11 protein-coding genes are annotated in these 13771 nt (G+C 67.3%); 7 read left to right on the forward strand and 4 right to left on the reverse strand.

Going from position 1 to position 13771, the window contains the following annotated elements; all coding sequences use genetic code 11:
- Nucleotides 1-154: 154 nt before the first annotated feature.
- The 4 genes from truB to QE389_RS10835 all read left to right on the forward strand — a co-directional run bounded on the left by truB (nt 155) and on the right by QE389_RS10835 (nt 5983).
- Nucleotides 155-1084 carry a tRNA pseudouridine(55) synthase TruB gene (truB, locus tag QE389_RS10820; protein ID WP_307367150.1) on the forward strand — a complete coding sequence of 310 codons (930 nt, stop codon included), beginning with the start codon at nt 155-157 and terminating at the stop codon, nt 1082-1084.
- An 81-nt stretch (nt 1085-1165) separates the two neighbouring features.
- Nucleotides 1166-1435 carry a 30S ribosomal protein S15 gene (gene rpsO, locus QE389_RS10825; RefSeq protein ID WP_307367152.1) on the forward strand — a complete coding sequence of 90 codons (270 nt, stop codon included), beginning with the start codon at nt 1166-1168 and terminating at the stop codon, nt 1433-1435.
- 251 nt (nt 1436-1686) lie between these two features.
- A complete protein-coding gene (gene pnp / locus QE389_RS10830; RefSeq protein WP_307367154.1) occupies nt 1687-3921 on the forward strand; it encodes a polyribonucleotide nucleotidyltransferase in 2235 nt (744 codons plus the stop codon).
- Between the two features lie 220 nt (nt 3922-4141).
- Complete coding sequence (locus QE389_RS10835) at nt 4142-5983, forward strand: DUF885 family protein (protein ID WP_307367156.1); 1842 nt, start codon at nt 4142-4144, stop codon at nt 5981-5983.
- Nucleotides 5984-6002: 19 nt separating this feature from the next.
- Here QE389_RS10835 and QE389_RS10840 read toward each other — a convergent pair whose 3' ends face one another.
- Both QE389_RS10840 and QE389_RS10845 read right to left on the reverse strand, forming a co-directional pair.
- On the reverse strand, nt 6003-7151 hold the full coding sequence (locus QE389_RS10840) for a DUF1176 domain-containing protein (RefSeq protein WP_307367158.1): 1149 nt from the start codon (nt 7149-7151) through the stop codon (nt 6003-6005).
- Nucleotides 7148-7360, reverse strand: a complete 213-nt coding sequence (locus QE389_RS10845) for a DUF2945 domain-containing protein (RefSeq protein WP_307367161.1) — start codon at nt 7358-7360, stop codon at nt 7148-7150. Before QE389_RS10845 ends, QE389_RS10840 begins: the two co-directional genes overlap by 4 nt.
- Nucleotides 7361-7511: 151 nt before the next feature.
- Between QE389_RS10845 and QE389_RS10850 the strand changes: the two genes are divergently transcribed.
- The 3 genes from QE389_RS10850 (at nt 7512) to QE389_RS10860 (ending at nt 10037) form a co-directional block, all read left to right on the forward strand.
- A complete protein-coding gene (locus tag QE389_RS10850) occupies nt 7512-8732 on the forward strand; it encodes an NADP-dependent isocitrate dehydrogenase (protein WP_039246750.1) in 1221 nt (406 codons plus the stop codon).
- A 151-nt stretch (nt 8733-8883) separates the two neighbouring features.
- The gene (locus tag QE389_RS10855; RefSeq protein ID WP_307367165.1) at nt 8884-9474 is read left to right on the forward strand and encodes a DUF2939 domain-containing protein; all 591 of its coding nucleotides are present in this window, start codon (nt 8884-8886) and stop codon (nt 9472-9474) included.
- Nucleotides 9471-10037 (forward strand): DUF2939 domain-containing protein, encoded by a 567-nt coding sequence (locus QE389_RS10860; RefSeq protein ID WP_307367167.1) that lies wholly within the window; start codon nt 9471-9473, stop codon nt 10035-10037. Before QE389_RS10855 ends, QE389_RS10860 begins: the two co-directional genes overlap by 4 nt.
- A gap of 4 nt (nt 10038-10041) precedes the next feature.
- On the opposite strand, the gene alaS is transcribed toward QE389_RS10860, so the two are convergent.
- Together alaS and QE389_RS10870 are read right to left on the reverse strand one after the other, a co-directional pair.
- A complete protein-coding gene (alaS, locus tag QE389_RS10865; protein ID WP_307367169.1) occupies nt 10042-12690 on the reverse strand; it encodes an alanine--tRNA ligase in 2649 nt (882 codons plus the stop codon).
- A 144-nt stretch (nt 12691-12834) separates the two neighbouring features.
- Nucleotides 12835-13701 (reverse strand): pirin family protein, encoded by an 867-nt coding sequence (locus QE389_RS10870; RefSeq protein ID WP_307367171.1) that lies wholly within the window; start codon nt 13699-13701, stop codon nt 12835-12837.
- Nucleotides 13702-13771: the final 70 nt, after the last annotated feature.

Consider the following 13771-nt stretch of genomic DNA (forward strand, 5'->3'; position numbering starts at 1 on the left):
CAGCGCGAAGCGCGGTAGGCCAAGCATCCTTCCGGCCTCAAGCAGCGCGAAGCGCGGTAGGCCAAGCATCCTTCCGGCCTCAAGCAGCGCGAAGCGCGGTAGGCCAAGCATCCTTCCGGCCTCAAGCAGCGCGAAGCGCGGTAGGCCAAGCATAATGGCGCGCAAGAAGAGGGGCGACATCGTCGATGGCTGGGTCTGCCTGGACAAGCCGTTCGAGATGGGATCGACCGAGGCCGTCAGTCGCATCCGCCGCCTGTTCAACGCCCAGAAGGCGGGTCACGCCGGGACGCTGGACCCCCTGGCCAGCGGCATCCTGCCCATCGCGCTGGGAGAGGCGACCAAGACCGTGCCCTTCATGATGGAGGCGAAGAAGGTCTATCGTTTCACGATCAACTGGGGCGTCTCGACCGACAGCGTGGACCGCGAGGGTGAGATCGTCGCGCGTTCCGACGTGCGGCCTACGGTCGAACAGGTCCGCGCGGCTTTGCCGGCCTTCGTGGGCGAGATCGACCAGGTCCCGCCGCGCTTTTCGGCTATCAAGGTGGACGGCGCGCGCGCCTACGACTTGGCGCGCGAGGGGGCCGCGTTCGAGCTTCAGGCCCGGCGCGTCGTCATTCATTCGGCCGAGATGACCGGCGCGCCCGACCCCGACCATGTCGAGATCCGCATCCTGACGGGCAAGGGCGTCTATGTCCGGTCCCTGGCCCGCGACCTGGCCCAGGCCCTGGGCGCCGAGGGTCATGTGTCGGCCTTGCGGCGCGAGCGGGTCGGCCCGTTCAGCACGGAAAATGCGGTGACGCTGGATTCTCTGGAGGAAATGGTGCATAGGAGCGCCGCCTCGGAAGGCTTGCTTGCCGTAGCGACCGCTCTGGACGACATCCCGGAGCTGGCCGTGACGGACCAGGACGCCTTCTCGCTTCGGCAGGGACGTTCGATCGTTCTGCTCCCCCGTCAGGTGGAAACCCTCAAAGGCCGTCTTTCGGACGGTTCGCGCACGGTTTCAGCCTTTCAGGGCCAGACCCTCGTCGCCCTCTGTCAGTTGCGGGCCGGCCGGCTAGAACCCGACCGCGTTTTCAACCTCTAGGTCTGCGCCATAAGGCAAGGGCCGAGACCCCACGGCCTCAAGCAGCGCGAAAGCGCGATAGGCCAAGAAAGGACTCTTTCGATGTCGGTTACTGCTGAACGCAAGCACGAGATCATCGCCGATAACGCCCGCTCCGCCGGCGACACCGGCTCGGCCGAGGTTCAGGTCGCGATCCTGTCGGAACGCATCTCCAACCTCACCGAACACTTCAAGACCCACAAGAAGGACAACCACTCGCGCCGCGGCCTGCTCAAGATGGTGTCGCAGCGTCGTCGCCTTCTGGACCACCTGAACAAGACCGACAGCGCCCGCTACCAAGCGCTGATCGCCAAGCTGGGCCTGCGCCGCTAAGGCGCCGGACGGACGTAGAGATCATTTCGAGGCGCGGGCGGTCACGTCCGCGCCTCGTTGTGTGCCTAGACGTCCCCTCGCACGACCTGGGCGCCGCAGGACAACGGCGCAGACGCGAGGGCCAATGCCGGTCCTCACCGGGTTTCCGCGATGGCGCGGGAGCCTCTGGATCGAAGGACTGAACGCCGACGCATCCGCCCCATGATGGGACCCCGCGCGGAATACGCCGCCCGGGACACGAAAGACGAGACATGTTCGATATCAAACGCAAGACGATCGAGTGGGCCGGACGCCCGCTGACCCTGGAGACGGGCCGTATCGCCCGTCAGGCCGACGGCGCCGTGCTGGCGACCTATGGCGAGACCGTGGTCCTGGCCACCGTCGTCTATGGCCGCTCGCCCAAGCCCGGCCTGGATTTCTTCCCCCTGACCGTCAACTACCAGGAAAAGACCTTCGCCGCCGGCAAGATCCCGGGCGGCTACTTCAAGCGTGAAGGCCGTCCGACCGAGAAGGAGACCCTGGTTTCCCGCCTGATCGACCGTCCGATCCGCCCGCTGTTCGTCAAGGGCTTCAAGAACGAGACCCAGGTGGTCGTCACGGTGCTGCAGCACGACCTCGAAAACGATCCCGACGTCCTGGGCATGGTCGCCGCCTCGGCCGCCCTGACCATTTCGGGCGTGCCTTTCATGGGCCCGATCGGCGCGGCGCGCGTCGGCGTGATCGACGGCGAACTGGTCCTGAATCCGACCATCGACCAGATGCCGACTTCGGACCTGGACCTGGTGGTCGCCGGCACCCAGGACGCCCTGATGATGGTCGAATCCGAAGCCAAGGAGCTGTCGGAAGACCTGATGCTGAAGGCTCTGATGTTCGCCCACGCCGGCATGCAGCCGGTGATCGACGCGATCATCGACCTGGCCGAACACGCCGCCAAGGAGCCCTTCGATTTCCAGGCCGAGGATCACTCGGACGTGGTCGCCTCGATCAAGTCGCTGGTCGGCGAGGACATCAAGGCCGCCTACACCCACCCCGGCAAGTACGAGCGCCGCTCGGGCGTCGATGCGGCCAAGAAGACCGCCGCCGCCGCCCTGGTGAAGACCGACGAGAACCCGGACGGCGTCGACGCCTCCAAATTCTCGGCCGCCTTCAAGGAGTGCGAAGCCGAGGTCCTGCGCCGCGACATCATCGAAAACAGCCACCGCGTCGACGGCCGCGCCCTGGACAAGGTCCGCGCCATCGTGTCGGAAGTCGGCGTCCTGCCGCGCACCCACGGTTCGGCCCTGTTCACTCGCGGCGAGACCCAGGCCCTGGTGGTCGCCACCCTGGGCACCGGCGAGGACGAGCAGTACATCGACAGCCTGACCGGCACCTACAAGGAAAGCTTCCTGCTGCACTACAACTTCCCCCCCTATTCGGTGGGTGAAGCGGGCCGCATGGGATCGCCCGGCCGCCGCGAGATCGGCCACGGCAAGCTGGCCTGGCGCGCCATCCGTCCGATGCTGCCCTCGCGCGAAGACTTCCCCTACACCATCCGTCTGGTGTCGGAGATCACCGAGTCCAACGGCTCGTCCTCCATGGCCACGGTCTGCGGTTCGTCCTTGGCCCTGATGGACGCCGGCGTGCCGCTGGCCCGTCCGGTCTCGGGCATCGCCATGGGTCTGATCCTGGAGCCGTCGGGCGAGTTCGCCATCTTGTCCGACATCCTGGGCGACGAAGACCACCTGGGCGACATGGACTTCAAGGTCGCGGGCACCCGCGAAGGCATCACCTCGCTGCAGATGGACATCAAGGTCCCCGGCATCACCGAGGAGATCATGAAGCAGGCCATCGCCCAGGCCTCGGCCGGCCGTCTGCACATCCTGGACGAGATGGACAAGGCCATCGACGGCGCCCGCACCGAACTGGGCGAGTTCGCGCCCAAGATCGAATCCGTCAAGATAGCAGTCGACAAGATCCGTGAAGTGATCGGTTCGGGCGGCAAGGTGATCCGCGAGATCGTCGAAAAGACCGGCGCCAAGATCGACATCCAGGACGACGGCACGATCAAGATCGCCGCCAACGACCAGGAGAAGATCGACGCCGCCAAGGCCTGGATCCAGTCCATCGCCTCGGAACCGGAAGTCGGCGCGATCTACACCGGCAAGGTGGTGAAGGTCGTCGATTTCGGCGCCTTCGTGAACTTCTTCGGCGCCAAGGACGGCCTGGTCCATGTGTCCCAGATCGCTCTGGAGCGCGTCGCCAACCCGGCCGACGTCCTGTCGGAAGGCCAGGAGGTCAAGGTCAAGTTCCTGGGCTTCGACGATCGCGGCAAGACCAAGCTGTCGATGAAGGTCGTCGATCAGGAAACCGGCGAAGACATCACCGACAAGATCAACGCCGAACGCGCCGAACGCGGCGAAGCCCCGCTGTCGGAAGACACCGGCGGTCGCCCGAAGCGCGAGGGCGGTGATCGCGGCGGCGACCGCGGCCGTCGTCGTCGCGACTAAGCCTGGTCGGTTGAGCCGGAATCGCTACGCGATTCCGGCTGAGGCGATTATGTCTCCAAGAGACGGCGTCACCCCTGACGAAAGAGGCCCGGCGGAGCGCTCCGCCGGGCTTTTTCGTGCGTTGGACCGTGCAGGGTCGCCGGCGCCTGTCGCGGATTTCACTTGCGGGTGGGGCGCTGCGAGTCTCCATTGCGGCGTCGTTTTCGTGGAGAGAAGGTTCATGCTCGATCGTCGTCGCCTGCTTCAGTCCGCCGCCGTGGGCGCGGGTCTCGCCGCCGTGGGCGGATGCGCCTTCGCCCGCAGCCAGACCGCCGCATCCGTCGAGGGCGGCCCAGCGGACGCGACCTTCCGCGCCTTCATGGATCGGACGTTCGAGGAGACGCTGGATCGCTCGCCCGAGGTCGTGACCCTGTTCGGCCTGGACAAGGGCGCACGGGCCGCCGCCAAGTCGAAGTTGACCGCGCCGACCCGCGCGCAGGAGGACGACCAGCGCGCCTTCACCCGCCGCCAGGCGGCAGAACTGGCGCGCATCGACCGCGCCGCCCTGACGCCGCGCAACCTCAACTATTACGACAGCCTGAAGGCCAGTCTGGACGACACCATCGCCACCTACGCCATCCCCTATGGCCAGGGCGGCTGGCCTAATCCGTATCGTGTCAGCCAGCAGGGCGGCGCCTATCAGTCGACGCCCGACTTTCTGGCCAATCAGCACACCATCGAGACGGCGGCCGACGCCGACGCCTATGTGGCCCGCGTCAACGCCTTCGCAGACGTCCTGCTGGCCGAGACTGACCGGCTGAAGGAGGACTACGCCCTGGGCGTCGTGCCGCCCGACTTCATCCTGGCCAAGGCCGTGCGCCAGCAGGACGGCTTTCTGGCCACGCCTGTCGCCGCCTCGCCCCTGACCCAGTCGGTGCGCGACCGGACGCGCGAGAAGGGTTTGAGCGGCGACTGGGACGCCCAGGTCGAGCGGTTGCTGACCCAGCGCGTCTATCCGGCCCTGGCGGCCCAGAACGCGGTCCTGAAGGCGGCCCAGCCGGGGGCCTCTCATGAAGCCTCGGTGCGCCGTCTGCCGCAGGGCGAGCGGTATTACGCCAACAGCCTGAAGTTCATCACCACCACCCGGCTGACGGCCGAGGAGATCCACCGCACGGGCCTGGATCAGATGGCCGAGCTGACCGCGCGCGCCGACGAACTGCTGAAAGCGCAAGGGATGACGCAGGGCTCGGTCGCCGAGCGGATCAAGGCCCTGGGGGACGATTCCAAATACGTCTATCCGAACACGGACGCGGGCAAGGCCGAGCTCATCGCCAAGCTGAACGCCCAGATGGCCGACATGCAAGGCCGCCTGCCCAACGCCTTCGGCCGCCTGCCCAAGGCCAGGGTCGAGATCAAGCGCGTTCCGCCCGAGATCGAGGCCGGGGCGCCCATGGGCTATTACAACTCGGCCAGCCTGGATGGGACGCGGCCCGGCATCTACTGGATCAATCTGAAGGATACGGCGGAATGGCCGTCCTGGACCCTTCCGACCCTGACCTATCACGAGGCGACGCCGGGCCATCACCTGCAGATCAGCCTGCAGCAGGAAAGCCCTTCGGCTCCGCTGTTGATGAACCTCCTGGGCTTCTCCAGCTATGTCGAGGGCTGGGGCCTGTACGCCGAGCAGCTAGCCGACGAACTGGGCGTCTACGAGAACGATCCGGTCGGTCGGATCGGCTATCTGCAGTCGCTGATGTTCCGCTCCGCGCGCCTGGTGGTCGACACCGGCATCCATTCCAAGGGCTGGAGCCGCGAACAGGGCATCCGCTACATGATGGAAGCCTACGGCGATCAGGAAGGCGCGGCGACGTCAGAGGTCGAGCGATATTGCGGCTGGCCCGGTCAGGCCTGCGCCTACAAGGTTGGTCACAACGAATGGGTGCGGCTGCGCGAGCGGGCCAAGACGACGCTGGGCCCCAGGTTCGACATCAAGGGTTTCCACGACACCGCCCTGGCCGCCGGCGGCGTGCCCCTGTCGGTGCTCGAACGGATCGTGCAGGACTGGACGGCGACCCAGGCGTGACGCCTGGGCCTAACGTCGGTCAGTTAGTTCGGGCGCGCCAGGTCGTGGGCCAGTAGTCGAGATCGACCCCGGCGCATTCGCCCATGGTCTGCTCCTGCGTCAGGACGAACTGACGCCCGGTCCAGCCCCAGGTCTGCAGCGTCCCGCAGTCGCCGATCCCGCGCCCCTTGGGGAAGGCCGTCAGCAGGCGGGTCTTGGGATCGTAGGCGCCGTTTATGGTGGTGTTGTCGGGCGTCGTGGGGTCCGCGCCTGGGCCGCCGGTTCCGACCAGGGCGACGGGTCGCGCGTCCCGGCCGCCCGGTCCGGTCACGAACCAGGCCTGGGTTATGTTGTAGGCGCCGGCGCCGCAGGGAATGGCCCACAGCTCGGTATTGGCGTCCAGTCGCGCCGAAGCGACAGTGTCCGTAACGTCGGGCGTCGCGGATTCCTTCAGGCAGTTGGCGACATCGCTGCGGCTGAGAAGCGCGCTCGGCACGGTCTGGTCCGTGTCGCCGAAGCCGGCCTGACTGACCGCCGAGGCCAAGGTCACGGTCGGCAGGGGCGGGGCCGTCGGCACGGCGGAGATCGGCCTGGTCCCGCGCCGGATCAGGGCGGTCGGGGTGTCCAGACGGCCCTGCTTGTCGTCGATCCAAAGCAGGGAGGCCGCCGCCCCGTTCAGCGACACGGCCTGGTTCGCGCCGCCTCGGAGGGTCAGGGTCTTGCTGTGGGCCAAGGCGTCGATCACCCTGCGGGCGTCGCCCCCGAAGATCACGCCGATCGGCGCCTCCTTGGTTCCGTCGGGGCTCAGGCTGGCCGGGAAGACCCGACCGTCGACGTCCAGAGACAGCCGCTGCACGGCGGCGCCGTCGCTGTCGGGCCAGAAGCCGAAGGCGACCTGGGGCTGGGCGTCCGGACCCGGCGCCAGGGCGATGCGTATCCAGCCTGCGCCGAAATCGGGCGCAAAGCCAAAGGCCCAGCAGTGTCCGTCGTTGCCGCAGCTGGCCTGCCAATCCATGAAGGCGCGGGTCTCGCTGCGGATTTGTAGAACCGGCGGGTCGGACGGCGCGGCCGACGGGGCTTGGGCGGCGGGCGCGGCGGGCGCCGTCTTGTCCGTTCGATCCCCGCAGCCCGCCAGCAGCGTCAGGGCGGCGACGCCGAGCATCAGGGATTTCAGTTCGCGGGCGATCATGCCGTCCTAAGTTCCGATGGTTTGTGCGCGGCTTGGGCGCCGGTCTTGGCGCTTTCGACGATATATTCCGGATTGTCCTTGGAGGCCGCCACCTTGTGACCCTTGACTTGAGTTTCGGATGTGACCTTCTTGAGCACCGTGCCCGTGGTCGTCCCCTGGCTATGATCCCATTTCACCTTGTCGCCGGCCTTGAAGGTCTTGCGGGACATGGGCTTCGCTCCGTGATGATCTGGCTTAAGCTTTAGCGATCCGCCGACGCATCGGTTCCGCTGGAAGACGGCGGGCTTTGCGCGGGCGCGCGGCCTCGCTATACCGCCGCCACGACATTCCTTCCCCCATATCCAGAGGCGGACCCCAAGCATGGCCAAGATCAAGGTCGAAAACCCCATCGTCGACATCGACGGCGACGAAATGACCCGCATCATCTGGCAGATGATCAAGGACAAGCTGGTCTTCCCGTTCCTGGATCTCGAGCTGGACTACTACGACCTGGGCATGGAGCACCGCGACGCCACCGACGACCAGGTGACGATCGACGCCGCCCACGCGATCCAGAAACACGGCGTCGGCGTGAAGTGCGCCACCATCACCCCGGACGAAGCCCGCGTGCAGGAGTTCGGCCTGAAGAAGATGTGGAAGTCGCCGAACGGCACCATTCGCAACATCCTGGGCGGCGTGGTCTTCCGCGAGCCGATCATCTGCTCGAACGTGCCGCGCCTGGTGCCCGGCTGGACCCAGCCGATCGTCGTCGGCCGTCACGCCTTCGGCGACCAGTACAAGGCCACCGACTTCCTGATGCCCGGCCCCGGCACCCTGACGATCAAGTTCGTCGGCGAGGATGGCGAAGTGATCGAGCACGAGGTCTACAAGGCCCCGGGCGCCGGCGTGGCCATGGCCATGTACAACCAGGACGCCTCGATCCGCGAGTTCGCCCACGCCAGCTTCGCCTATGGCCTGCAGCGCAACTACCCGGTCTATCTGTCGACCAAGAACACGATCCTGAAAGCCTATGACGGCCGCTTCAAGGACCTGTTCCAGGAAGTGTTCGACGAACACTACGCCGCCGAGTTCAAGGCGCGCGGCCTGACCTATGAGCACCGCCTGATCGACGACATGGTGGCGGCGGCGATGAAGTGGTCGGGCGGCTTCGTCTGGGCGTGCAAGAACTATGACGGCGACGTGCAGTCCGACGTGGTGGCGCAGGGCTTCGGCTCTCTGGGTCTGATGACCTCGGTGCTGATGACGCCGGACGGCAAGGTGCTGGAGACGGAAGCCGCCCACGGCACCGTGACCCGCCACTATCGCCAGCACCAGAAGGGCGAGGCCACCTCGACCAACTCCATCGCCTCGATCTTCGCCTGGACGCGCGGCTTCAAGCACCGCGCCAAGCTGGACGGCAACGCGGCGCTGGACCAGTTCGCGGATACGCTGGAGAAGGTGGTCGTGGACACCGTCGAGGCCGGCTTCATGACCAAGGACCTGGCCCTGCTGGTCGGCGACCAACAGGGCTGGCTGACCACCGAGGGCTTCCTCGACAAGGTCGCCGAGAACCTGAAGACCGCCCTGCCCGACGTCGGCTGAGGCTCGTACCCTCGCGCAAGGCGCAGTCCTCAAGTCGCGCGAAGCGCGGCAGGACGACAAAGAACTCCCACCCCCGCCGGATCGCTCCGGCGGGGCTTTTCGTTGTGCCCGGGTGCAAGCCGTGCATGATCGGGGTCATGAGGGAGTTCGGGTGAGGCGCCTTTTCGCAAATCTGCTGCTGGCGGCGGTCGTCCTGGCGACCGTGTCCTTCTTCGCGGCGCCCGGGGTGGCCTTCTTCGCCATCCGTTCGGCGGCCGAGGCCGGCGATGTTCAGGGGCTGTCTCGGCTGATCGACTTTTCGGCGGTGCGTCAATCGTTGCGGCCGCAGCTTACCGGGCGGCCCGATGCGATGGCCCCCGCCCCCTCCTTTCTGGAAGATCCTATCGGCGCGGTGCGTCGCCAGTTCGAGCAGAACCCCATCCTGCGCCATCCGGACGTGGACGCCTATCTGACGCCTGCCGCCTTGTCAGCCCTGACGCGGGGCGAAGGCCGTTACGCGAACCAGTGGACAACCACGGCCGCCACCGACGCCCGCGTGGACAAGCCCTGGCCCCGGCCGACGTTCTGGGGCGTGAACCGCGCGCGCTTCGCGATCCCCGACAAGGGCGGATCGCGCACCTTCTTCACCTTCGAGCGGCGCGGACCGTTCGCCTGGACCCTGGTTCAGATCGGCCTGCCCGACGGCGCCGCCCCGCCCGCCCCGACCTCGCCTGCCCAGACCCCGCGAAAGGACACGCCATGAGCCGACCCTCGACCAAGACGCTTCTGTGGGGGGCTGTGATCGTCGTCGCGGGCGGCCTGTCGATCGCCCTGTTCGTCTCACCCTTCCTGGCGGCCCAGGGCCTGATCCAGGCGGCGCGGGCGGGCGACGCGACCCAGTTGGAGCGGCGGGTCGACTTTCCGGCTTTGCGCGCCAGCCTGCGCGAGGAGCTGAACGCCCGGGCCCCTCTGGAAATCCGCGAGCGGGCCAAGGGGGATGTGGGCCTGACGGCCCTGGGCATGCTGCTGGCTCCGTCGCTGGTGGACGGCGCGGTCGACAATCTGGTCACGCCCCAGGCTGTCGCGGCCATGGTGCGTTCGGCCGAAAAGCCGGAGCCCGAAGCGGGGGCGCCGCCCTCCGACACCCCGGCGCCGCCTAAGGACCAAGTGCATCAGTCCTGGGCCTATCGCGGGCTGAACACCTTCGCCGTCACCTTGACGCGGGAGGATCGGCCGGACGATCCGCTGGTGCTGCTGATGAGCCGGCGCGGGCCGTTCACCTGGCGGCTTTCGGGCGTCGATCTGACGCCCGACCCGATGGCCTGACGGGTCAGCCCGCCATGGCGGCCCGTACGGCGGCCAGACCCTCTTCGGCCTTGGACCCGTCGGGCGCGCCGCCCTGGGCGAAGTCGGGCTTTCCGCCCGCGCCCTGACCACCCATGGCGATGACCGCCGCGCGCGCCAGGTCGGCGGCGTTGACCGAGCCGACGATGTCCGAGGTGACGGCGACGGTGACGGCGGCCTTGCCTTCGGTGACGCCGATCAGGGCGACGACGCCCGTGCCGACCTGTTTACGGAAGTCCTCGGCCACGCCGCGCAGACCCTTGCCGTCCACGCCGTCCAGCACGCGGGCGATCAGCTTGACGCCGCCGATCTCCTCCGGCGCGGCGGACGCGCCAGAGCCGCCGCCAAGGGCGAGCTGCTTCTTCAGTTCGGCGACCTGTTTTTCCAGCGCCCGGACAGAACCCTGCAGGGTCTCGACGCGGGCCGGCACGTCCAGGGTCTGAATCTTGAAGTCCCGGGCCAGGTTGCGCGCGACCTTGGCCTGACCTTCCAGATACAGGCGGGCGGCCTCGCCGGTCAGGGCCTCGATGCGGCGGACGCCGGCGGCGACGCCGGTTTCCTGGATCACCTTGAATAGGCCGATGTCGCCGGTGCGGGCGACGTGGGTGCCGCCGCACAGTTCGACCGAATAGGGGGCGTTGTCGCTGACCAGCGAACGACCCAGCGTCAGGACGCGAACCTCGTCGCCGTATTTTTCGCCGAACAGGGCGATGGCGCCGGCCTCGATGGCGTCGGCGGGGGCCATCAGTTTCGTCTCCGCCGGGACGTTCTGGCGGATGACGGCGTTGACCTCGGCCTCGATGGCGGCCAGTTCGTCCTCGGTGACGGGGGCGGCGTGGCTGAAGTCGAAGCGGGCGCGCTCGGCGTCCACCAGTTGGCCCTTCTGGGCGACCTGCGGGCCCAGCACATTCTTCAACGCGGTGTGCAGCAGGTGGGCGGCCGAGTGGTTGGCGCGAGTCGTCGTACGCTTGTCGGCGTCGACCGACTGGGCGACGCGGGCGCCGATCTCCAGCGTGCCGGCCGTGATCTGGGCCGACAGGACGTGCAGGTCGCCCGCGTGTTTCTTGACGTCCAGCACCTCGGCCGCACCGCCCGGCCATTCAAGCGCGCCCTGGTCGCCGGTCTGGCCGCCGCTCTCGGCGTAGAAGGGGGTGGTGTCGAACAACACTTCGACGATGTCGCCGGCCTCGGCCGTTTCGACGGGGGCGCCCCCGTTCATGATCGCCAGGACCTCGCCCGAGCCCTCGACCGCGTCATAGCCGGTGAAGACGGTCGGCCCCATCCGGTCGCGCACGGCCAGCCATTCGCCGGCGTTGGCGGTCTGGCCCGAACCCTTCCAGTTCTCGCGCGAACGCTGGCGCTGTTCGGCCATGGCGGCCTCGAAGCCGTCGACATTGACCGAGAAGCCGCGACGGCGGGCCTCGTCCTGGGTCAGGTCCAGCGGGAAGCCGTAGGTGTCGGACAGGGTGAAGGCGGTCTGGCCGTCCAGCATGTCGCCGGGCTTGAAGCCCTGAACCGCCGTGTCGAACAGGGTCATGCCGCGTCCGAGCGTGGTGCGGAAGCGGATTTCCTCCTGCTTCAGCGTGTCCTCGATGAAGGGCTGGGCGCGGGCCAGTTCGGGATAGGCGTCGCCCATCTGGGAAACCAGGGTCGGCACCAGACGGTGCATCAGGGGATCGGCGGCCCCCAGCAGGTGGGCGTGGCGCATGGCGCGGCGCATGATGCGGCGCAGGACATAGCCCCGACCCTCGTTCGACGGGGTGACGCCGTCGGCGATCAGGAAGGACGAAGACCGCAGGTGGTCGGCGATGACGCGGTGGCTGGCGGCCTGGTCGCCCTCGGCCTTGGTCGAGGTGGCGTCTTCGGACGCGGCGATCAGGGTCTTGAACAGGTCGGTCTCGAAGACCGAATGCACGCCCTGAAGCACGGTGGTCATCCGCTCCAGACCCATGCCGGTGTCCACGCTGGGTTTGGGAAGGCTGCGAACGATCTGATCGTTCTCCTTCTCATACTGCATGAAGACGTTGTTCCAGATTTCGACGTAGCGGTCGCCGTCCTCGTCGGGCGAACCGGGAGGGCCGCCGGCGATCTTGTCGCCGTGATCCCAGAAGATCTCGGTGCAGGGGCCGCACGGACCCGAGTCGCCCATGGCCCAGAAATTGTCCGAGCCGGCGATGCGGATGATCTTGTCGTCGGAGAAGCCCGTGACCTTCTTCCAGATCCCGGCGGCCTCGTCGTCGTCGATATAGACGGTGACCAGCAGGCGTTTGGGATCAAGGTCGAAGTCCTGGGTGACCAGGCTCCACGCCTTCTCGATGGCGTGTTCCTTGAAATAGTCGCCGAAGGAAAAGTTCCCCAGCATCTCGAAGAAGGTCAGGTGACGCGCGGTGTAGCCGACATTGTCCAGGTCGTTGTGCTTGCCCCCGGCGCGCACGCATTTCTGGGAGCTGGTCGCGCGCGGATAGGGCGGCTTGGCGGCGCCGGTGAAATAATCCTTGAACGGCACCATGCCCGCGTTGACGAACAGCAAGCTTGGATCGTTCTGCGGCACCAGGGGGGCCGAATGCACCTTCTCGTGACCGTCGGCCGCGAAGAAATCGAGGTAGGTGGCGCGAATCTCGTTCAGGCTGGGCATTTGGGCGTGTCTTCGGCTCGGCGGTCGCTAAGGAACCGGCGTCATATAGGGTTTCGGCGGCGAACGCATCATCTGCAGGGCGGGCTCCTTTCCCCTGCTCCTCATCTCGGGCGCAAGGCTCAGGATGAGGAGAAGAGAGGGACGCTACACCTTCGGCGGCGGACCGAACTTCCCGGCCTGATAGTCCTGGATCGCCTGGATGATCTCTTCGCGTGTGGTCATGACGAAGGGGCCGTGGCTGAAGACCGGCTCGTCGATAGGTTCGGCGTGGCCCAGCAGGATCACGGCGTCGGATGCGGCGGTGATCTCGACCCCGTCGCCGTCGCCCAGACCGGCCAGGTTCCATTCGGACACGGGCGAACCGGCGACCGCGACGGCCCCTTTCACGACATAGAGGAACACGTTGCGGCCGGGGGCGATCGGCGCTTTGAACCGTGCGCCGGCCGGCAGGCGCACCACCGCCAGATGGATGTCGATAAGGGACTGGATCGGCGCCTTGACGCCCAGCCACTCGCCGGAGACGGGCTCGACCGTGACGCCGGCCTCGGTGGTGAAGGTCGGGATGTCGGATTTCTGCAGGCCGATATAGTCCGGCTTGGTCATCTTCAGCCGCGACGGCAGGTTGACCCACAGCTGCAGAATCTCCATCGGCCCGCCGTCGCGCTTGAAGGCGGCCGGGGACAGTTCGGCGTGGATCAGGCCCGAGCCGGCGGTCATCCACTGGATCCCGCCCGCCTTGATGATGCTCTCGCCGCCACCGGAATCGTTGTGGGCCAGTTCGCCCTCCAGGATGAAGGTCACGGTCTCGAAGCCCCGGTGCGGGTGGGGGCCGAACGGCAGGCCGGCGTTGTTCGGGGGATAGGTCTGAGGGCCGTGATGATTCAGGAACAGAAAAGGGTCGATCTGCTCCAGGCCGGGGCCGGGCAGGGGGCGGCGCGTGACCAGATCGCCGATGTCGTCGCGATGGGCGGGATGGAGGCGACGGACGGGGCGCGGGGTCAGGTCTGACATCCGCTACATATAGGGTGGCGGTTTGGCGATGGCGAGCGAGCGAAACCGAACGCCGCGGCGACGATGTTTT

The sequence above is a fragment of the Brevundimonas sp. SORGH_AS_0993 genome, assembly GCF_030818545.1.
Lineage (GTDB): Bacteria > Pseudomonadota > Alphaproteobacteria > Caulobacterales > Caulobacteraceae > Brevundimonas.

Excerpts from the sequence above, each read along its gene's own strand:
- truB (WP_307367150.1), top strand. The coding sequence starts at position 155 with ATGGCGCGCAAGAAGAGGGGCGACATCGTCGATGGCTGGGTCTGCCTG.
- rpsO (WP_307367152.1), top strand. The coding sequence starts at position 1,166 with ATGTCGGTTACTGCTGAACGCAAGCACGAGATCATCGCCGATAACGCC.
- pnp (WP_307367154.1), top strand. The coding sequence starts at position 1,687 with ATGTTCGATATCAAACGCAAGACGATCGAGTGGGCCGGACGCCCGCTG.
- QE389_RS10835 (WP_307367156.1), top strand. The coding sequence starts at position 4,142 with ATGCTCGATCGTCGTCGCCTGCTTCAGTCCGCCGCCGTGGGCGCGGGT.
- QE389_RS10840 (WP_307367158.1), bottom strand. The coding sequence starts at position 7,151 with ATGATCGCCCGCGAACTGAAATCCCTGATGCTCGGCGTCGCCGCCCTG.
- QE389_RS10845 (WP_307367161.1), bottom strand. The coding sequence starts at position 7,360 with ATGTCCCGCAAGACCTTCAAGGCCGGCGACAAGGTGAAATGGGATCAT.
- QE389_RS10850 (WP_039246750.1), top strand. The coding sequence starts at position 7,512 with ATGGCCAAGATCAAGGTCGAAAACCCCATCGTCGACATCGACGGCGAC.
- QE389_RS10860 (WP_307367167.1), top strand. The coding sequence starts at position 9,471 with ATGAGCCGACCCTCGACCAAGACGCTTCTGTGGGGGGCTGTGATCGTC.
- alaS (WP_307367169.1), bottom strand. The coding sequence starts at position 12,690 with ATGCCCAGCCTGAACGAGATTCGCGCCACCTACCTCGATTTCTTCGCG.
- QE389_RS10870 (WP_307367171.1), bottom strand. The coding sequence starts at position 13,701 with ATGTCAGACCTGACCCCGCGCCCCGTCCGTCGCCTCCATCCCGCCCAT.